The 18,094-nt window shown below is 71.2% G+C and carries 15 protein-coding genes; 9 read left to right on the forward strand and 6 right to left on the reverse strand.

The annotated features are described in order from the left end of the window. Together ASE76_RS03360 and argH are read right to left on the reverse strand one after the other, a co-directional pair. Entirely contained in the window at nt 1-660 is a 660-nt protein-coding gene (locus ASE76_RS03360; RefSeq protein WP_055834610.1) for a response regulator transcription factor, read from the reverse strand. A gap of 79 nt (nt 661-739) precedes the next feature. Further along, entirely contained in the window at nt 740-2,161 is a 1,422-nt protein-coding gene (argH, locus tag ASE76_RS03365; RefSeq protein WP_055834613.1) for an argininosuccinate lyase, read from the reverse strand. 53 nt (nt 2,162-2,214) lie between these two features. Between argH and ASE76_RS03370 the strand changes: the two genes are divergently transcribed. Genes ASE76_RS03370 through ASE76_RS03380 form a run of 3 tightly spaced genes read left to right on the forward strand, consistent with a single transcriptional unit; the run spans nt 2,215 to nt 4,726 of the window. Continuing rightward, complete coding sequence (locus ASE76_RS03370) at nt 2,215-3,276, forward strand: sensor histidine kinase (protein WP_055834616.1); 1,062 nt, start codon at nt 2,215-2,217, stop codon at nt 3,274-3,276. A gap of 51 nt (nt 3,277-3,327) precedes the next feature. Continuing rightward, the gene (locus ASE76_RS03375) at nt 3,328-4,068 is read left to right on the forward strand and encodes a LytTR family DNA-binding domain-containing protein (protein ID WP_055834619.1); all 741 of its coding nucleotides are present in this window, start codon (nt 3,328-3,330) and stop codon (nt 4,066-4,068) included. A 25-nt stretch (nt 4,069-4,093) separates the two neighbouring features. Then, complete coding sequence (locus tag ASE76_RS03380; RefSeq protein WP_055835607.1) at nt 4,094-4,726, forward strand: ORF6N domain-containing protein; 633 nt, start codon at nt 4,094-4,096, stop codon at nt 4,724-4,726. 103 nt (nt 4,727-4,829) lie between these two features. Here ASE76_RS03380 and ASE76_RS03385 read toward each other — a convergent pair whose 3' ends face one another. Together ASE76_RS03385 and ASE76_RS03390 are read right to left on the reverse strand one after the other, a co-directional pair. Beyond that, complete coding sequence (locus tag ASE76_RS03385) at nt 4,830-5,801, reverse strand: ZIP family metal transporter (RefSeq protein WP_055834621.1); 972 nt, start codon at nt 5,799-5,801, stop codon at nt 4,830-4,832. A gap of 134 nt (nt 5,802-5,935) precedes the next feature. After that, nucleotides 5,936-6,835: a dienelactone hydrolase family protein gene (locus ASE76_RS03390; protein WP_055834624.1), complete on the reverse strand. Its 900-nt coding sequence runs from the start codon at nt 6,833-6,835 to the stop codon at nt 5,936-5,938. A 168-nt stretch (nt 6,836-7,003) separates the two neighbouring features. On the opposite strand from ASE76_RS03390, the gene ASE76_RS03395 reads away from it, so the two are divergent. Then, nucleotides 7,004-7,921: an NAD-dependent epimerase/dehydratase family protein gene (locus ASE76_RS03395; protein ID WP_055834627.1), complete on the forward strand. Its 918-nt coding sequence runs from the start codon at nt 7,004-7,006 to the stop codon at nt 7,919-7,921. A 67-nt stretch (nt 7,922-7,988) separates the two neighbouring features. Here ASE76_RS03395 and polA read toward each other — a convergent pair whose 3' ends face one another. Beyond that, a complete protein-coding gene (gene polA, locus ASE76_RS03400; protein ID WP_082447876.1) occupies nt 7,989-10,898 on the reverse strand; it encodes a DNA polymerase I in 2,910 nt (969 codons plus the stop codon). A 117-nt stretch (nt 10,899-11,015) separates the two neighbouring features. Between polA and ASE76_RS03405 the strand changes: the two genes are divergently transcribed. The 4 genes from ASE76_RS03405 (at nt 11,016) to ASE76_RS03420 (ending at nt 14,057) form a co-directional block, all read left to right on the forward strand. Beyond that, nucleotides 11,016-11,384: a hypothetical protein gene (locus tag ASE76_RS03405; RefSeq protein WP_055834631.1), complete on the forward strand. Its 369-nt coding sequence runs from the start codon at nt 11,016-11,018 to the stop codon at nt 11,382-11,384. A 74-nt stretch (nt 11,385-11,458) separates the two neighbouring features. Next, nucleotides 11,459-12,439 carry a homoserine kinase gene (locus ASE76_RS03410; protein ID WP_055834634.1) on the forward strand — a complete coding sequence of 327 codons (981 nt, stop codon included), beginning with the start codon at nt 11,459-11,461 and terminating at the stop codon, nt 12,437-12,439. Nucleotides 12,440-12,461: 22 nt separating this feature from the next. Then, a complete protein-coding gene (locus ASE76_RS03415) occupies nt 12,462-13,268 on the forward strand; it encodes a BPSS1780 family membrane protein (protein ID WP_055834637.1) in 807 nt (268 codons plus the stop codon). A 12-nt stretch (nt 13,269-13,280) separates the two neighbouring features. Next, the gene (locus ASE76_RS03420; RefSeq protein WP_055834640.1) at nt 13,281-14,057 is read left to right on the forward strand and encodes a hypothetical protein; all 777 of its coding nucleotides are present in this window, start codon (nt 13,281-13,283) and stop codon (nt 14,055-14,057) included. A 63-nt stretch (nt 14,058-14,120) separates the two neighbouring features. Here the strand turns inward: ASE76_RS03420 and ASE76_RS03425 are convergent, their stop codons facing one another. After that, nucleotides 14,121-16,538 (reverse strand): UvrD-helicase domain-containing protein, encoded by a 2,418-nt coding sequence (locus ASE76_RS03425; protein ID WP_055834643.1) that lies wholly within the window; start codon nt 16,536-16,538, stop codon nt 14,121-14,123. A 70-nt stretch (nt 16,539-16,608) separates the two neighbouring features. Between ASE76_RS03425 and ASE76_RS03430 the strand changes: the two genes are divergently transcribed. Next, nucleotides 16,609-18,081, forward strand: a complete 1,473-nt coding sequence (locus ASE76_RS03430) for a rhomboid family intramembrane serine protease (protein WP_055834647.1) — start codon at nt 16,609-16,611, stop codon at nt 18,079-18,081. The last annotated feature ends 13 nt before the right edge of the window (nt 18,082-18,094 follow it).

Here is an 18,094-nt window from a genome sequence, read left to right on the forward strand (position 1 = left end):
TCAGTCCTTCGGCACCAGGTAGCCCAGGCCCCGCACCGTCTGGATGAGGTCGGCGCCCAGCTTCTTGCGCACGCCGTGGATGTAGACCTCGACCGCGTTGCTGCTGACGTCGTCCTTCCAGCCGAAGAGCTTGGCCTCCAGCTGGGTGCGGGAGAAGACCACGCCGGGCCGCGCCAGCATCGGCTCCAGCACCGCCCATTCGCGGGCCGACAGGCCTACCGGCTGGCCGTGCAGGGTGGCCTGGTGGGTGGCGGGGTCGAGCGTCACCCCGCGCTGCGAGAAGGTGGGCCCGGCCTGGCCCTCGCCGCGGCGGATCAGGGCGCGGATGCGGGCCAGCAGTTCGTCGGTGTCGTAGGGCTTGACCACGTAGTCGTCGGCCCCGGCGTCGAGTCCGGCCACCCGGTCGGCAACCGCGTCGCGAGCGGTGGCGACCAGCACCGGCACCTTGTCCTGGCGGGCGCGCAGGCCGCGCAGCACCTCCAGCCCGTCACGCCGGGGCAGGCCGAGGTCGAGCAGCACCAGGTCGTAGCGCTCGCTGCGCAGCGCCGTGTCGGCCATGTCCCCGTCGCGCACCCAATCCACCGCGTATCGCTCGGCGCGCAGCAGGTCGAGCAGGGCCTCGCCGATCATGGTGTCGTCTTCGACCAGCAACAAGCGCATGCCACTCCCCAGGATTGCAGAAAAGCCCGGATTCTGCGCGGCGCACCTGAGGCGAAGCTGAGGCCGCCGCGCCGGGTCGTCAGCCCAGGCGCGTGCGGTGGCGCGCCACCTGCTGCCGCACCAGCGCCGGCGCGGTGCCGCCCAGCGTGCTGCGGGCGTTGAGCGAGCCGCGCAGGCTCAGCACCTCGTACACGTCGGCCTCGATCTTCGGGTTGAACGCCTGCAGCGCTTCCAGCGGCAGCTCCGACAGGTCGACGCCCTGGGCGATGGCCGTCTTCACCGCATGGGCGACCGCCTCGTGCGCGTCGCGGAACGGCAGGCCCTTCTTGACCATGTAGTCGGCCAGGTCGGTCGCGGTGGCGTAGCCGCGCCTGGCGGCGCGCTCCATCGCTTCGGGCTTGACGGTGATGCCGCCGACCATCTCCGCGAAGATGCGCAGCGTGTCCTTGAGCGTGTCGACGGTGTCGAACAGCGGCTCCTTGTCTTCCTGGTTGTCCTTGTTGTAGGCCAGGGGCTGGCCCTTCATCAGGGTGATCAGGCCCATCAGGTGGCCGACCACCCGGCCGGTCTTGCCGCGGGCCAGCTCGGGCACGTCGGGGTTCTTCTTCTGCGGCATGATCGACGAGCCGGTGCAGAAGCGGTCGGCGATGTCGATGAAGCCGAAGCTCTGGCTCATCCACAGGATCAGCTCTTCCGAGAGGCGGCTGACGTGCACCATCGCCAGCGAGGCGGCGGCGGTGAACTCGATCGCGAAATCGCGGTCGCTCACCGCGTCCAGGCTGTTCTGGCAGACACCCTCCATCTCCAGCGTGCGGGCCACCCGCTCGCGGTCGAGCGGATAGCTGGTGCCGGCCAGCGCGGCGGCGCCCAGCGGCAGGCGGTTGACCCGACGGCGCACGTCGGCCATGCGCTCGGCGTCGCGGGCGAACATCTCGACATAGGCCAGCATGTGGTGTCCGAACGACACCGGCTGGGCCACCTGCAAGTGGGTGAAGCCCGGCAGGATCACCTCGGTGTTGCGGTCGGCGATGTCGACCAGGGCCCGCTGCAGGTCGGTCAGCAGGCCGTCGATCAGGTCGATTTCGCCGCGCAGCCAGAGCCGCACGTCGGTGGCCACCTGGTCGTTGCGGCTGCGGCCGGTATGCAGCCGCTTGCCGGCGTCGCCGACCAGTTGCGTCAGGCGCGCCTCGATGTTGAGGTGGACGTCTTCCAGGTCGAGTTTCCACTCGAAGGCGCCGCTTTCGATCTCGCTGGAAATCTGCGCCATGCCGCGCTGGATCTGGACGTGGTCGTCGCTGCCGATGACGGCCTGCGCGGCCAGCATGTCGGCATGCGCAAGGCTTGCGCGAATGTCGGCCTGCCACAACCGCTTGTCGAAGAAAACGCTCGAGGTGTAGCGCTTCACCAGATCGCTCATCGGCTCGGAAAACAGGGCCGACCACGCCTCCGATTTCTTGTCAAGCTGGTTGCTGGGGGAAAGCGGAATGGAGCTGGATGCCATGGAAGTGGTAATAATCTGTTACGCGAACAACCGGGCGTGCCGACTGCCTGCTCATGAAAGAACCGCCAATCTTATCGGTGCCACCACCACCTGCCGCTGCGGCCGCAGCGGCGCAGCCGTTGCCGTCCGGGCCGTTCGACGCCTGCCGGCTCGGCGTGGTGCTGCGCGCGGTACTGCTGGTGGAGACGGTGGTGGGCACCGGCGTGATGTTCGGCGCCACCGATGCGCTGGACTGGCTCTACCGCCTGGCGACCTTCACCAGCGCGGTGCTGCCGGCCACCCTGGCCTGGCTGCTGGCGGCCTGCAGCCTGCGCCGGCTGCTGGCTCCCCTGAACGCCGCCGGCCAGTACGCCGCCTGCGCCGCCCTGGGCGCGGCGGCCGGCGTGGCCGCCTGCGGCCTGCATGCCCTGACCCGCATCGACGGCGCGCTGCCGCCCCCCTGGTTCGCGTCGGCCTGCGCCGGCGCCTTGGTCGCGGTGGTGCTGGTCGTGGGCCTGGCGCTGCGCGCCCAGGGCCGCACGCCGGCGGCGGTGACGGCCCAGCTCGCGGTGCTGCAGGCCCGCATCCGGCCGCACTTCCTGTTCAACACCCTCAACAGCGCCATCGCCCTGGTGCGGGCCGAGCCCTCGCGCGCCGAGGCGCTGCTCGAAGACCTGAGCGACCTGTTCCGCTACGCGCTGGTCGAGCACGGCGACTCGACCACGCTCGGCGAGGAGATCGCGCTGGCCCAGCGCTACCTGGCGATCGAGCAGGTGCGCTTCGGCGACCGGCTGCGGGTCGAGTGGATGCTCGACACCGCCGCCGACGGCGCCCGCGTGCCGCCGCTGCTGCTGCAGCCGCTGGTGGAGAACGCGGTGGTGCACGGCGTGGAGGCCACCGGCCACGGCACCCGGGTGCGCGTCTCCACCGAGCGGCGCGGCAACGTCGTCGTCATCAAGATCCTCAACAGCCTTCCGCCCGCAACGCCGGAGCGCCCGGCGCCGGCACGCGAAGGCCACGGCATCGCACAGGCCAACGTGCGCGCCCGGCTGGCCCTGCTGCACGACGTGGAGAGCGATTTCCGCGCCGAACGGCGCGGCGATGCCTACCTGGTCCGCATCCGCCTGCCGGCCTGAGCGCGCCGCCCTCCCCTCTTGTTTCCATTCCTCGACCGCACTTCCACCATCATGACTCTCGACATCCTCATCGTCGACGACGAACCCCTGGCCCGACAGCGGCTGCGCACCCTGCTGGGCGACTGCAGCGCACCCGCGGCGGCGCATGTGGAGGAAGCCGGGGACGCCGAACAGGCGCAGGCCCTGCTGCAGGCCCGGCGGTTCGACGTGGTCCTGCTCGACATCAACATGCCGGGCACCGACGGCATGGCGCTCGCAGGTATCCTGCGCGCCTTGCCGCAGCCACCGGCGATCGTCTTCGTCACCGCCCATTCGGAGCACGCGCTGAACGCCTTCGAGCTGGATGCCGCCGACTACCTGACCAAGCCGGTGCGGTTGCCGCGCCTGCAGCAGGCCCTGCAGAAGGCCCAGCGCAGCACCGCCGCGCCAGCGCCCGACCTGTCGCCGCCCGAGCCCCCGTCGCTGCTGATCCAGGACCGCGGCCGCACCGAGCGGGTGCCGCTCGACGAGGTGCTCTACCTGAAGGCCGAGTTGAAGTACGTCACCGTGCGCACCGCCCTGCGCAGCTACATCCTCGACGGCTCCCTGCAGGACCTGGAAGAACGCTTCGCCCCCCGCTTCATCCGCATCCACCGCAACGCCCTGGTCGCCCGGCGCGCGGTGCGGGCGCTGGAGCGGCACTACGACACGGTGGAGGGCGAAGGCTGGGCCGTGCGGGTGCACGGCGTGCCCGAGGCGCTGGCCGTGTCGCGCCGGCAGATGTCGGCGGTGCGGGAAGCGCTGTCGCACTGAGGCCGGCACCGGCCGCGACATGACCATGGACACCCCGCCCCGCACCACGACGGGCACGGCGCTGCTGCCGCGGATCGAGGGACGCATCCAGGTCCTGCGCGGCATCAAGGTGTTGATCGACGCAGACCTGGCAGAGCTGTACGGCGTGCCCACCAAGGCGCTCAACCAGGCCGTCAAGCGCAACGCAGCGCGCTTCCCGGCCGATTTCTTGTTCCAGCTCGACGCCTCGGAAAAGACGGAGGTGGTCACACACTGTGACCACCTCCGGCAGTTGAAGTTTTCCCGATCCCTGCCCTTCGCGTTCACCGAATACGGTGCAGTGGCGTTGGCCAACGTGCTGGCGTCGCCGCAGGCGGTCGAGATGGGCATCTATGTCGTACGGGCATTCGTCCGGCTGCGCCAGGCCGGCAACCTGCACGACGATCTCGCTGCGCGACTGGCCGAGCTGGAAGAACGGACAGGGCGCCTGGAGCTCGACCACGACACCTTCAGCCGCAACACGCGCAACCAGCTTCGCCAGGTGTTCGACGCGATCCGCGCGTTGACCGCTCCGCCGGAACCGCCCAAGCGTCCGATCGGGTTCGTGCATCCGCAGGAAACGTCCGGCGGAACGCATGGCGGCGCAGCACTGCAACCGGCCAGAAGAAGAAAGGCATGAGCGGCAGGCTCGAGTGAGACAGGTTTCCCCGAAGACACCGTGCGGCTTCCCGCGCGGACCTTCGGTCAACTCTCACGCTACGACCGCGAACCGGGTGCCGGGTCTATTTGCCCGCTTCGGCAGGCGCGACACCGCCCGAGGTCGCACCCGATGCGTCCTGCGCCGCATGGTCGTGGTCCGCATGGCTTTCGTGCGCGTCGCCGTGGTCGTGTCCATGGTCGTGGCCGCCGTGGGCCAGCATGCTCGCGGCGGTGACCAGCGCGATGCCGGCCAGCAGCCAGGCCACCTGGGTCACCGTCTGGCGGGCGGTCAGGCGCTTCTGCAGCTGGGGGATCAGGTCGGCCAGGGCCACGTAGAGGAAGCTGCTCGAGGCGACGACCAGCAGGTAGGGCAGCAGGCCGTGCAGTTGGTCGACGAGCAGGTGGCCGACCAGGCCGCCCAACACCGTCAGGCCGCCGGCCAGCGAGACCTTGACCAGCGCGGCGCGGCGGTTGGCACTGGTCTGGCGCACCACGATCAGGTCGCCCATGTGGTGCGGCACCTCGTGCGCCAGCACCGCCAGCGCGGCGACGAAACCCAGGCGGATGTCGGCCGCGAAGGCCGAGGCGATCAGCACGCCGTCGCCGAAGCAGTGCACGCTGTCGCCGGTCAGCACCGCCCAGGCGCCGGCGCGCTGGCCGTCGGCCCGAGCGTGGTGGTGATGGTGGTGGTGCCCGTGGGCGTGGCCTGCGTGGTCGTGGCCCTCGGCACGCCCCGCGTCGGCGGTGTCAGGCCCCGCGCCGTGCTCGTGGCCGTGGTGCCACAGTTCGGCCTTGTCGAGCAGGAAGAAGAACACCAGCCCGACCAGCAGCGTGGCGAACAGCACCTGCGGCGAGACGGTGCTCTCGAAGGCTTCGGGCAGCAGGTGCATGAAGGCGGTCGCCAGCAGCGCACCGGCCGCCAGGCTCAGCAGGTGCTGGGGCCCGACGCCTCCGTGCGCCCGCCCGCCGACGCCCAGCCGCAGCAAAGCGGCCGCCACCCAGACGCTGCCGATGCCGGCCACCAGCGTTCCCACCACGATTGCTATCAAAGTCATAGCTAGAAGCCGTTGTCAAACACGGGCAAGCGCCCTATTTCGTTCAAGGATCGCCCGGCAGAAAAAAACCGCCCGACGGGGCGGGCGGTTTCGCGTGCGGCCCGGTGCGGCGGAAGCCGCCCCGAAGCCCGGCTTCAGACGACGCCGTGGGTCTTGAACCACTCCAGCGCCCGCTTCCAGCCGTCTTCCGCCGCGTCCTTGCGGTAGCTGGGGCGGTAGTCGGCATGGAAGGCGTGGCCGGCTTCCGGGTACACCACGAACTGCGACGCCTTGGCGGCGGCCGAGCCGGCCGCCAAAGATGATTTCATTTTATCAACAGTATCGAGCGGGATGCCGGTGTCGGCGCCGCCGTAGAGGCCGAGCACCGGCGCCTTGAGGTTGGCGGCCACGTCCACCGGGTGGCGGGGCGTCAGTTCGCTGGCCTGGCCCACCAGCCGGCCGTACCAGGCGACGCCCGCCTTCACCGGGCCCTGCGCGGCGTAGAGCCAGGTGATCCGGCCGCCCCAGCAGAAGCCGGTGATGCCGGCGCGCGACACGTCGCCGCCGTTGGCCGCCGCCCACTTCAGTGCGCCGTCGAGGTCGGCCATCACCTGCGCGTCGGGCACCTTTGAGACGATCTCGGCCTGCAGCCGCGCCATTTCGGTGACCTTCTGCGGATCGCCCTGGCGGGCGAACATCTCGGGCGCGATGGCCAGGTAGCCCAGCTTGGCCAGGCGGCGGCAGGTGTCGCGGATGTACTCGTGCACGCCGAAGATTTCCTGGATCACCAGGATCACCGGCACGCCGGTCTTGCCGGCCGGCGCGGCGTAGTAGCCCGGCACCCGGAAGCCGGCGACCTCGTAGTCGAGGGCGCCGACGCGCAGGCCGTCGGCGGGGGTGGAGACCACCGTCTGCGCCATGATCGGCAGCGTGGCCGCCGCATAGCCCACGCCCAGCGCGGTCTTCAGCGCGGTGCGGCGGCTGGCGCCCTGCTCGGTGCTGCGGCCGGGCAGCAGGGAATCGAAGTCGGATTTCATGTCGTCGTCGCGCAGCATCGGTTTCTCCAGGGATGAAATGAGCCGCCAGTGTAGGCAGATAGCGCGGCTACCGCGTGTTGCCGCGTGTATGCGGCACGGGTCTACATTGCGCATGACCCTGCCGCAGCCATACGGGAACACCTCCTGTGCGCCAGCGACCGATCACAACCGAAAGGCACCGCCCCCATGTCGAACATCTTTCTCACCGGCGCGACCGGTTTCGTCGGCCGGCACGTGGCCGCGCGGTTGCGCGCCGACGGCCACCGGGTGGTCGAGGGCATCTCGCCGCGCCGCAAACCCTCCAGCCCCGACCAGTGCACGGTCGATTTCACCCGCGACCTGTCGGCGGCCGCCTGGCTGCCGCGGCTGGCCGGCATCGATGCGGTGGTCAACGCGGTCGGGGTGCTGCGCGACAGCCCGCGCCAGCGGATCGCCGCCCTGCACCGCGATGCGCCGCGGGCCCTCTTCGACGCCTGCGCCCAGGCCGGCGTGCGGCGGGTGGTGCAGGTCTCGGCGCTGGGCGTGGACGGCGGCGACACGCAGTACGCCAGCACCAAGCGCGCGGCCGACGAACATCTGCTGGCCTTGGCCGCCCGCGCGCCTGCAGACGGCGGCACGGCCCTGTCGGCCTGCGTCGTGCGGCCGAGCGTGGTCTTCGGCAAGGGCGGCGCCAGCAGCGCGCTGTTCATGAACCTGGCGAAGCTGCCGGTGGTGGTGCTGCCGCGCCCGGTGCTGAACGCGCGGGTGCAGCCGGTCGCGGTGCAGGACCTGGCCGAGGCGATCGCCGCCCTGCTCGGCCGTGCGGCCGACCGCCAGGGCGTGGTCGAATGCGCCGGCCCCGAGGCGCTCCCGATGGGCGACCTGATCGCCAGCCTGCGCGCCCAGTCCGGCCACGGCAAGGCCGGTGTACTGCCGCTGCCCGAGCCGCTCACCCGGCTCAGCGCCCGGCTGGGCGATCTGGTGCCGGCATCGCCCTGGTGCAGCGAAAGCCTGGCGATGCTGGGCACCGACAACGTGGCCGACGCGACTGTTTTGCAAGGGTTGCTGGAGCGGCCTGCCGTGCACTACCGCGACCTGGTAGCCAGGGCCTGGAACGGGCGGTAGAGCAAGGCGGGCGCGCCACCGGGACGCTGGCGGAAGCGACGCGGCCGCCACCGGCCGGCCCCGCCGCTCAGTGCGCCTTGTCCCAGTTCGGCCCGAAGCCGATCTCGGCCAGCAGCGGCACCTTCAGGTCGGCCACCTCGGCCATGATGCGCGGCACCGCGGTGCGCACCCATTCCACCTCGGCCTCGGGCACCTCGAAGACGAGTTCGTCGTGCACCTGCATCACCATCTTCGTGCCGCGCTGTTCGGCGTCGAGCACCCGCTGCACCTCGACCATGCTCTTCTTGATCAGGTCGGCCGCGGTGCCCTGCATCGGCGCGTTGATCGCGGCACGCTCGGCGCCGCCGCGGCGCGGGCCGTTGGGCGAGTTGATCTCGGGCAGGTAGAGCCGGCGGCCGAACACGGTCTCGACATAGCCCTGCTCCTTGGCCGACTGGCGGGTCTCGTCCATGTAGACCTTCACCCCCGAGAAGCGCTGGAAGTAGCGGTCGATGTAGGCGGCCGCGGCCTTGGTCTCGATGGCCAGCGCCTTCGACAGGCCGAAGCTGCTCATGCCGTAGATCAAACCGAAGTTGATCACCTTGGCATAGCGGCGCTGCTCGCTGCTCACCTGGTCGACCGCCACGCCGAACACCTCGGCCGCGGTCGCGCGGTGCACGTCGATGCCTTCGGTGAAGGCGCGCAGCAGGGCCGCGTCGCCGCTGATGTGGGCCATGATCCGCAGCTCGATCTGGCTGTAGTCGGCGCTGGCGATCACGCTGCCCGCGGGCGCGACGAAGGCCTCGCGCACCCGCCGGCCTTCTGCGGTGCGGATCGGGATGTTCTGCAGGTTGGGGTCGTTGCTGGAGAGCCGTCCGGTGACGGCCACCGCCTGCGCATAGTGCGTGTGGACCCGGCCGGTGCGCGGCAGGGCCAGCAGCGCCAGCTTGTCGGTGTACGTGCCCTTGAGCTTCGAGAGGCTGCGGTGCTCCAGCAGCTTGGCGGGCAGCGGGTAGTCCTCGGCCAGCTTCTCCAGCACTTCCTCGTCGGTGCTGCGGGCGCCGGTGGCGGTCTTCTTCACCACCGGCATGCCGAGCTTGTCGAAGAAGATCTCGCCCAGCTGCTTGGGGCTGCCCAGGTTGAAGGGCTGGCCGGCGATCTCGTAGGCTTCGGTCTCGAGCTGCACGATACGCTGGCCCAGGTCGTGGCTCTGGGCCTGCAGCACCGCGGCGTCGATCAGCACGCCGTTGCGCTCGACGCGGTAGAGCGCCTCGCTGCTGGCCATCTCCAGGTCGTAGATGCCGCGCAGCGCGTCGTTCTGCTCCAGCTGCGGCCAGAGGGTGCGGTGCACGTCGAGGGTCTGGTCGGAGTCCTCGCAGGAGTATTCGGCGGCCTTGTCGATCGCCACCTGGCCGAAGGGGATCTGCTTGGCGCCCTTGCCGCACAGGTCCTCGTAGGCGATGCCGCTGCGGCCCAGGTGCCGCTCGGCCAGGCTGGCCAGGCCGTGGGGCTTGTGCACTTCGAGCACGTAGCTCTGCAGCATGGTGTCGTGGGCGTAGCCCTGCACCTCGACGCCGTGGTTGGCGAAGACGTGCCGGTCGTACTTCACGTGCTGGCCCAGCTTGGCGCGGCTGCCGTCCTCCAGCCAGGGCTTGAGCCGGGCCAGCACCTCGTCGCGCGGCAGCTGGGCCGGTGCGTCGGGGTAGTCGTGCATCAGCGGCACGTAGGCGGCCTCGCCGGGCTCGACGCTCCAGCTGATGCCGACAATCTCGGCGCGCATCTCGTCGAGCGAGGTGGTCTCGGTGTCGATCGCGACCAGGTCGGCGGCCTGCACCCGGGCGAACCAGGCGTCGAAAGCCGGCCAGTCCAGCAGCACGTCGTAGCGCAGGTTGCTGGCGGCCGACGCGGCCGCATCGGCTTCTCCGCTCGGCTCGTCGAACAGGCCGGGGCCCTGGTCGGCGCCACGGGCGGCGCGGCGCTTCTTCTGGCTTTCCTCGATCAGCTCGGGCGGCGTGTCCTGCACGTCCAGCGCACGGGCCAGGCTCTTGAAGCCGTAGCGTTCGTAGAAAGCCTTGAGCGCCTCGGTCTGCTGCGGCGCCGGCTCGAGTTCGGCGAGCGCCGGCAGGCCCTTGACATGGCCGTCGAGGCTGCAGTCGGTGAGGATGGTGAGCAGCTCGCGGCCCTTGGGCAGCCAGTCGCGGGCGGCGCGCAGGTTCTCGCCGGCCACGCCCTTGATCTCGTCGGCGCGCGCCATCAGCGCGTCGAGCGATCCGTACTCCATCAGCCATTTGGCGGCCGTCTTGGGCCCGACCTTGGGCACGCCCGGCACGTTGTCGACCGTGTCGCCCACCAGCGTCTGGTAGTCGAGCATCAGGGAAGGCGGCACGCCGAACTCGGCCGTCACGCCGGCCACGTCGCGCCGCTTGCCGTTCATCGTGTCGATGATGGTGATGTGCTCGTCGACCAGCTGGCTCAGGTCCTTGTCGCCGCTGGAGACGATCACCTCGACCGCCTGGCGGGAACCGCAGGCGGCCAGGGTGCCGATGACGTCGTCGGCCTCCACGTCGGGCACCACCAGCACCGGCCAGCCCAGCAGCTTCACCACCTCGTGGATCGCCGGGATCTGGCTGCGCAGGTCGTCGGGCATCGGGGCGCGCTGGGCCTTGTAGTCGGGGTAGAGCGTGTCGCGGAAGGTGGGGCCGCTGGCGTCGAAGATGCAGGCGACGTAGTCGGCCCGCACCTCGCGCCGCAGCGCCGCCAGCATGTTGACCATGCCGCGGATGGCACCGGTGGCAGGGCTGGACGGGTCGCCCGGTACCGCCCGCAGGTCAGGCATGGCGTGGAAGGCGCGGTAGAGGTAGCTGGAGCCGTCGACCAGCAGCAGCGTCTTGCGCGCCGGAGAGGCCGCAGCGGATGCGGCAGGTGCAGGGGCGGCGGTCGCGGATGCTTCGGGCGTGTCGGCTGCGTCCGGCAGCGGTGCGGAGGGGGTGTCGCTCATGGGCCGATTGTGCCTGCCCACCCCTGGCCGCCACCGGCGTGCGGATACCCGCATCGGGCCTGCGGCGCACGGGGGAATCGGGGGCACGGCCGACCGGCCACCGCCTACAATCCGCCGATGCGCGCCGCCCCCACCTCCTCCCTTCTCTCGGCCGGCTTCCGGCGCTCGCTGGCGCTGGCCGGCCTGGTCTGCCTGCCGGCTTTCGCCCAGGCCCCGGCCGCCGCCCCCGCCACCCTGGCCGACGTGCCCCCGCCCGCGGGCGCCAAGGTCGAGCAGCGGGTCGAACGGATCCGGGTGGAGGACGGCGGCAGCCGGGTCGACGAGGTGCGCTATGGCGGCCAGACCCAGAGCATCACCGTGCAACCCAAGGCCGAGGTGCCGCAGTACGAGATCACGCCTACCGACGGCACCCGCCGCCGGCCCGCCGCGCGCGACGGCGCCGAATCCGATACCGGCCAGCGCGTCTGGCGCGTCATGGGCTTCTAGAGCCCGGCCCTCCCGGCCCGCCCGGTCTTCATCGTCCCTGCCGGACACCCGCTCCGGCCTCCCTCCCCGATTCCATGGCCGTATTCACCGAAGTCTCCGCGGACGAGGCACGCAAACTGATGCGCCAGCTGCGGCTGGGCGAACTGCTGGAGCTGCGCGGCATCGCCGGCGGCATCGAGAACACCAACTACTTCGCCACCACCTGGCAGGAAGGCGATGCCGACACGCCCGGCCGCCAGGCCGAGTTCGTGCTGACCCTGTTCGAGCGGCTGACGGCCGAGCAGCTGCCCTTCTACCTGTACCTGATGCAGCACCTGGCCGCCCGCGGCATCCCGGTGCCCGATCCGGCGCCCGACCGCACCGGCAACGTGCTGCACCAGCTCTGCGGCAAGCCCGCCGCGGTGGTGAACCGGCTGCGCGGCGCGAGCGAACTGAAGCCCGGCGCGGCGCATTGCCGTGCCCTGGGCGAGATGCTGGCCCGGATGCACCTGGCCGGCCGCGACTTCTCCCGGATCCAGCCCAACCTGCGCGGCCTGGCCTGGTGGAACGAGGTGGTGCCCAGCGTGCTGCCCCACCTGGAGCCCGCCCAGGCGACGCTGCTGCGGTCCGAGCTGGCCTACCAGAACCATGTGGCCGCATCGCCCGACTACACGGCGCTGCCGCGCGGCCCGGTGCATGCCGACCTGTTCCGCGACAACGCGATGTTCGACGGCGAGACGCTCACCGGCTTCTTCGACTTCTACTTCGCCGGCTGGGACAGCTTCGCCTTCGACCTGGCGGTGTGCCTGAACGACTGGTGCATCGACTGGACCACCGGCCTGCAGGACGATGCCCGGGCCGACGCCCTGCTGCAGGCCTACGCCGCGGTGCGTCCGCTGGAGCCGGCCGAGCGTGTCCTGATGCCCGCGATGCTGCGCGCCGCGGCGCTGCGCTTCTGGATCTCGCGGCTGTGGGACTTCCACCTGCCGCGCCAGGCCGCGCTGCTTACGCCGCACGATCCGACCCATTTCGAGCGGGTGCTGCGCGGCCGCGTCGATGCCCTCTGCGCCGCTTGAACGGCGCGATCCCACCGCTTCCATGCAACTCCATATCGTCCCTGCACGCACCGGCCTGCAATGGGTCCGCTCCGGCATGCGTCTCTTCGCGCGGCAGCCGCTGTCGCTGGCGGTGCTGTTCCTGTTCATGCAGCTGCTCAGCTCGGTGCTGGCGGTGGTGCCGATCGTCGGCGTGGCGGCGGCCCTGGTGCTGACGCCGGTGTTCCTGGCCGGCATGGTGGCCGGCGCGCACGAGGCCGCGCAGGGCCGCCCGGCCCGCGCCGGCCTGCTCTTCGCCGGGCTGCGCCAGGGCAAGCCGCGCACCGTCGCGATGCTGCTGCTGGGCGTCTTCTTCGCCGTGGCCTGCGTGCTGGTGATGGGCGCGGCCTCGCTGCTGGACGACGGCGCCGCCGCGGCCGACACCCGGATGGACCGCGAGACCCTGATGCGCGACGGCGTGCCCGGCTGGCTGTGGTTCACCCTGGCGCTTACCGTGCCGCTGCTGCTGCTGTTCTCGAACGCCGCGGCGCTGGTCTACTGGTACGGGGTGACGCCGGCCAAGAGCGTGTTCTTCGGCCTGGTGGCGGCGCTGCGCAACGCGGGTGCCTGCATGGTGTTCCTGCTGGCCTGGATCGTGGTGTTCATCGGCTGCGGCATGGCGGTGGGGGTGCTGGCCACGCTGCTGGCACTGGTGCTGGGCGGGGGCTCGTCGGCCTCGGCGCTGCTGACGGTCGGCCTGGTGGCCGGGTCGATGCTGGTGATCGCCAGCATGTTCTTCGCTTCGATATACCCGGCTTTTATCGCTTGCTTTGGGCCGCCACCCGACGATACTGGCGGCACCTCCCTCTAACCGGTCACGCCGATGCGCACAGCCTTCCCGGAAGCCCGACCCGATGCGGACGTGTTCTGGTTCCGCCGCCGCGATTTCCTCCGCAGTGCCGCCGCCTGGACCGCCGCCGGCGGCACCGCCGCCCAGGCGCAGAGCCGCGGCAACATCGTGGCGCTGCAGGGCGACGTGCTGCGCAACGGCCAGCGGCTCTCGCCCGACGCCACCATCGTCACCGGCGACACGCTGCAGACCGGCCCCGGCTCCAGCCTGGTCTTCGTCATCGGCGGCGACGCGTTCCGGATGCGGCCCGAATCGCACCTGGTGGTCGAGCGCGGCGCTACGCTGCACACGGTCAGCCTGCTGCGGCTGGCCACCGGCGCGGTCACCAGCGTCTGGAGCCGCGGCCCGCAGCGCGCCATCCTCACCCCGACGCTGACCGCCGGCATCCGCGGCACCGGCGTCTACACCCAGGTCTACGGCGGCGAGAACCCCCGCACCTACTTCTGCAACTGCTACGGCACGGTCGACCTGGTGGCCGGCACCGACAAGCTGACCAGCCGTGCCGACTACCACCAGCCGTTCTGGAGCCAGCGCGACCCGGTCGACGGCACCGGCCGGCAACTGCTGCCGGCGCCCCCGATGAACCACTCCGACGAGGAGCTGGAAGTGCTGGCCCGGCTGGTGCGCCAGCGCACGGCCTGGCAGGTGGCGGGCCGCACCGGCGCGAAGGACGGGCTGGGCCAACTGGACCCGGTGCCGGGCATGCAGCACCCGGCACTGCGGGCGCGCCCGCCCTCCGCCGCACGCTGAGCCGCAGGGCGACGCAGCAGCGCGGAGGAGGCAGCGCCGCTCAGGCGGCCGGCCGCGCCCGGCTCACACCGGCGTGAGCTTGGCCACCGACAGCGCCAGCCACTTCACCCCGTGCCGCGGGAAGTTCACCTGGGCCCGCGCGTCGGCGCCGGTGCCCTCGATCGCGAGCACCGTGCCTTCGCCGAACTTGGTGTGGAACACCTGCATTCCCGACCGCAGCCCGTGCGAGGGCGCCGCCTTCTGCACCGGCACCGGCGGGCTGGCGAAGGACGCGGAATCGGAGCCGAATCGGCCGTAAGCCGGCGAGCCGCCTCGGCCTCCAGCTACGGAATTCATAGCAAATCCGCCGCTGCTGCCGCCGCTGTTGCCGAAGCCCTGCTGCCGCGGGGTGATCCACTTCAGCGCCGACTCGGGCAGCTCCTCGAAGAAGCGGCTCTTGACGTTGTAGCGGGTCTGGCCGTGCAGCATCCGGGTCTGCGAATGGCTGAGGTACAGGCGCTTGCGGGCCCGGGTGATGGCGACGTACATCAGCCGGCGCTCTTCCTCCAGGCCGTCGCGGTCGCTCATCGAGTTCTCGTGCGGGAAGAGGCCCTCCTCCATGCCGCCGATGAAGACGCCGTCGAACTCCAGGCCCTTCGAGGCGTGCACCGTCATCAGCTGCACCGCGTCCTGGCCGGCCTGGGCCTGGTTGTCGCCCGATTCGAGCGCGGCATGGGTCAGGAAGGCGGCCAGCGGGCTCAGCGTCTCGCCGGTGTCGGCGTCGGGCGGCAGGGGCATCGGCTCGTCGAGCAGCGGGATGGACGGGTCCAGGCCCTGGCTGGCGGGCGACTGGCGCAGCTCGTCGACCGGCAGCGCCACCGTGTCGCGGCCGAAACCCTCCTGGGTGACGAAGCTCTCGGCCGCGTTCACCAGTTCCTCCAGGTTCTCGATCCGGTCGGCGCCTTCGCGGTCGGCCTTGTAGTGCTCGACCAGGTCGCTGTGCTGCAGCACCAGCTCGACGATCTCGCGCAGCGAGATGCCCTGGGTCTGCTCGCGCATCACGTCGATCCGGGCGACGAAAGCGCCCAGGTTGGCGCCCGCCTTGCCGGGCACGGTGCTCACCGCGTCGTGCAGCGAGGTGCCGGCGGCGCGCGCCGCGTCCTGCAGCTGCTCCAGGCTGCGGGCGCCGATGCCGCGCGGCGGGAAGTTGACGACCCGCAGGAAGCTGGTGTCGTCGTGCGGGTTCTCCAGCAGCCGCAGGTAGGCCAGTGCGTGCTTGATCTCGGCCCGCTCGAAGAAGCGCAGGCCGCCGTACACCCGGTAGGGCATCGCGGCATTGAAGAGCGCGGTTTCGATCACCCGGCTCTGGGCGTTGCTGCGGTAGAGGATCGCGATTTCCTTGCGCTGGAAGCCGGGCTCGGTGCCGTTGTCCCGCACCAGCTGGCGGATCTCGTCGACCATCCACTGCGCCTCGGCGAAGTCGCTGGTCGCCTCGAACACCCGCACCGGCTCGCCGGGGCCCTGGTCGGTGCGCAGGTTCTTGCCCAGGCGCCGGGTGTTGTGGCTGATCAGCTCGTTGGCCGAGTCGAGGATGTTGCTGTAGCTGCGGTAGTTCTGCTCCAGCTTGATCTGGTGGTGCACGTCGAACTCGCGCACGAAGTCGGCCATGTTGCCCACGTTGGCGCCGCGGAAGGCGTAGATGCTCTGGTCGTCGTCGCCCACGGCCAGCACGCTGCTGCCGGGGCCGGCCAGTTGCTTCAGCCAGGCGTACTGCAGCTTGTTGGTGTCCTGGAACTCGTCGACCAGGATGTGGCGGAAGCGCCGCTGGTAGTGCTCGCGCAGCGGATCGTTGTCCCGCAGCAGCTCGTAGCTGCGCAGCATCAGCTCGCCGAAATCGACCACGCCCTCGCGCTGGCACTGCTCCTCGTAGAGCTGGTAGAGCTCGACCTTCTTGCGGTCGTCCTCGTTGCGCGCCTCGACGTCGCCGGGCCGCAGGCCGTCTTCCTTGGCGCCCGAGATGAACCACTGCGTCTGCTTGGCCGGGAAACGCTCGTCGTCGACCTTGTACTGCTTCATCAGCCGCTTGATGGCCGAGAGCTGGTCCTGCGTGTCGAGGATCTGGAAGGCCGACGGCAGGTTGGCCAGCTTGTAGTGGGCCCGCAGCAGCCGGTTGCACAGGCCGTGGAAGGTGCCGATCCACATGCCGCGCACGTTGACCGGCAGCATCGCCGACAGGCGCACCGCCATTTCCTTGGCGGCCTTGTTGGTGAAGGTGACCGCCAGGATGCCGCCGGGCGACACGTGGCCGTTCTGCAGCAGCCAGGCGATGCGGGTGGTGAGCACCCGCGTCTTGCCGGAGCCCGCGCCGGCCAGGATCAGCGCATGGTCGTTGGGCAATGTGACCGCGGCGCGCTGCTCCGGGTTGAGGGTGGCGATCAGGGGCGATTCGCCGGGGGGGGCGGACGGATGGTGGAGCGCCGTCGGCGGGTCTTGTGGGAACATCCCGGCATTGTAGGAAGCGCACCCTCCGCGGCGCCTCCGCCCTCTCCATACCGCAGCGCAGCGCCCCGCCATGTTCTACGCCATCCCGCTCGACAGCAAGCCCGACTGGCGCAACCCGCCGTGGATGACGGTGCTGCTGATCCTCGTCAACATGGCTGTCTTCTGGGGCCCGCAGCGCACCGAGGACACGGCCGAGCAGAAGGCCACCGCCTTCTACGCCCGCAGCGTGCTGCCGGCGCTGGAGCTGCCGGCCTTCCTGGACCACCTCGATGCCGAGCGGGTCCCGCAGGCCGCCGCGCTGCGGCGCGCCTACCAGGCCGGCCACAAGGGCCCCGTGCTGGACGCGATGGAGCACGACACCGCCTTCATGTCCAGGTTGCGCGCGGGCGGCGTGGTTTCCGCCGCCCATGCGCAGCATGCCGAGTGGCAGGCCGACCGGGCGCGGTACGAGCGACTGCGCCCTGCGCCCTTCACCGACCGCTGGGCGCAGGATTTCCGGCCCGACGCCCCCGCGCGTCCGGTGACCTGGCTCACCGCGGCCTTCCTGCACGGCAGCACCGGGCACCTGGTCGGCAACATGGTGTTCCTCTTCATGTTCGGCTTCACGCTGGAGTTGGCCATGGGCCGCACCGCCTACCTGGGCGCGTACCTGCTCGGGGCCCTCGGTGCGGGCGCGATGGCGGCCTGGGCCTACGGCGGCCAGCGCGGCATCGGCCTGGGCGCCTCGGGCGCGGTGTCGGCCCTGATGGCGATGTACGCGGTGCACTACCGGCTGCGGCGGGTGCGGTTCTTCTACCAGCTGTTCTTCTATTTCAACTATGCGCGGCTGCCGGCGCTGGTGCTGCTGCCGGCGTGGATCGCGCAGGAGCTGCTGCAGCATGCCGCCGGCCGGCAGGGCGTGGGCTACATGACCCACCTGGGCGGGCTGCTGACCGGCGCCGCGGTGATGGGCGCGTGGCTGCTGGCGCACCGCGCCCGTGGAGCCGGGGCCGCCGATGCGCCGCCTGCGCAGGGGCAGGACGACGGCCACACCGCCCAGGTCGAGAACGCCCGCCGCCTCACCGGCGCGCTGGAGTTCGACCGGGCCTGCGCCGCCTGGCGCCGCGCCGCCGCGCTGCGGCCGCAGGACGCGGCCACGCTGAAGGCCTGGTTCCACCTGGCCCGCGGCTGGCCCGACCGCGACGACTTCCACCACGCCGCGCGGGCGATCTTCCGGCTGCGGCCGCACGACAGCGGCACCGTCGCGCTCCAGCACGCCACCTACCGCACCTACGTCGACCTGGCGATGCCGGCCGTGCGCATCCCGCCCGACGATATGGTGCGGCTGGCCCAGCGCTTCTGCCAGGCGCACCAGTGGGAAGACGTGGAGCAGCTGTGCCGCGCGCTGCTGGCCGCCGCGCCGACCCATCCGCAGCTGGCCGACACGCTGTGCCGCTGCGCCAACGGACTGCTGCAGGTCGGGCAGCAGGTGCGGGCCCGCCGCTGGCTGCCGCACCTGCAGCGGCTGGCGCCGGACGACGCGGCGACGCGGGCCCTGGCCTGACGCGCGATCCGAC

Source organism: Xylophilus sp. Leaf220 (assembly GCF_001421705.1).
GTDB lineage: Bacteria > Pseudomonadota > Gammaproteobacteria > Burkholderiales > Burkholderiaceae_C > Xylophilus.

Excerpts from the sequence above, each read along its gene's own strand:
- ASE76_RS03420 (WP_055834640.1), top strand. The coding sequence starts at position 13,281 with ATGCGCACAGCCTTCCCGGAAGCCCGACCCGATGCGGACGTGTTCTGG.
- ASE76_RS03360 (WP_055834610.1), bottom strand. The coding sequence starts at position 660 with ATGCGCTTGTTGCTGGTCGAAGACGACACCATGATCGGCGAGGCCCTG.
- ASE76_RS03375 (WP_055834619.1), top strand. The coding sequence starts at position 3,328 with ATGACTCTCGACATCCTCATCGTCGACGACGAACCCCTGGCCCGACAG.
- ASE76_RS03395 (WP_055834627.1), top strand. The coding sequence starts at position 7,004 with ATGTCGAACATCTTTCTCACCGGCGCGACCGGTTTCGTCGGCCGGCAC.
- ASE76_RS03405 (WP_055834631.1), top strand. The coding sequence starts at position 11,016 with ATGCGCGCCGCCCCCACCTCCTCCCTTCTCTCGGCCGGCTTCCGGCGC.
- ASE76_RS03415 (WP_055834637.1), top strand. The coding sequence starts at position 12,462 with ATGCAACTCCATATCGTCCCTGCACGCACCGGCCTGCAATGGGTCCGC.
- ASE76_RS03380 (WP_055835607.1), top strand. The coding sequence starts at position 4,094 with ATGGACACCCCGCCCCGCACCACGACGGGCACGGCGCTGCTGCCGCGG.
- polA (WP_082447876.1), bottom strand. The coding sequence starts at position 10,898 with ATGAGCGACACCCCCTCCGCACCGCTGCCGGACGCAGCCGACACGCCC.
- argH (WP_055834613.1), bottom strand. The coding sequence starts at position 2,161 with ATGGCATCCAGCTCCATTCCGCTTTCCCCCAGCAACCAGCTTGACAAG.
- ASE76_RS03385 (WP_055834621.1), bottom strand. The coding sequence starts at position 5,801 with ATGACTTTGATAGCAATCGTGGTGGGAACGCTGGTGGCCGGCATCGGC.
- ASE76_RS03410 (WP_055834634.1), top strand. The coding sequence starts at position 11,459 with ATGGCCGTATTCACCGAAGTCTCCGCGGACGAGGCACGCAAACTGATG.
- ASE76_RS03430 (WP_055834647.1), top strand. The coding sequence starts at position 16,609 with ATGTTCTACGCCATCCCGCTCGACAGCAAGCCCGACTGGCGCAACCCG.
- ASE76_RS03425 (WP_055834643.1), bottom strand. The coding sequence starts at position 16,538 with ATGTTCCCACAAGACCCGCCGACGGCGCTCCACCATCCGTCCGCCCCC.
- ASE76_RS03390 (WP_055834624.1), bottom strand. The coding sequence starts at position 6,835 with ATGCTGCGCGACGACGACATGAAATCCGACTTCGATTCCCTGCTGCCC.
- ASE76_RS03370 (WP_055834616.1), top strand. The coding sequence starts at position 2,215 with ATGAAAGAACCGCCAATCTTATCGGTGCCACCACCACCTGCCGCTGCG.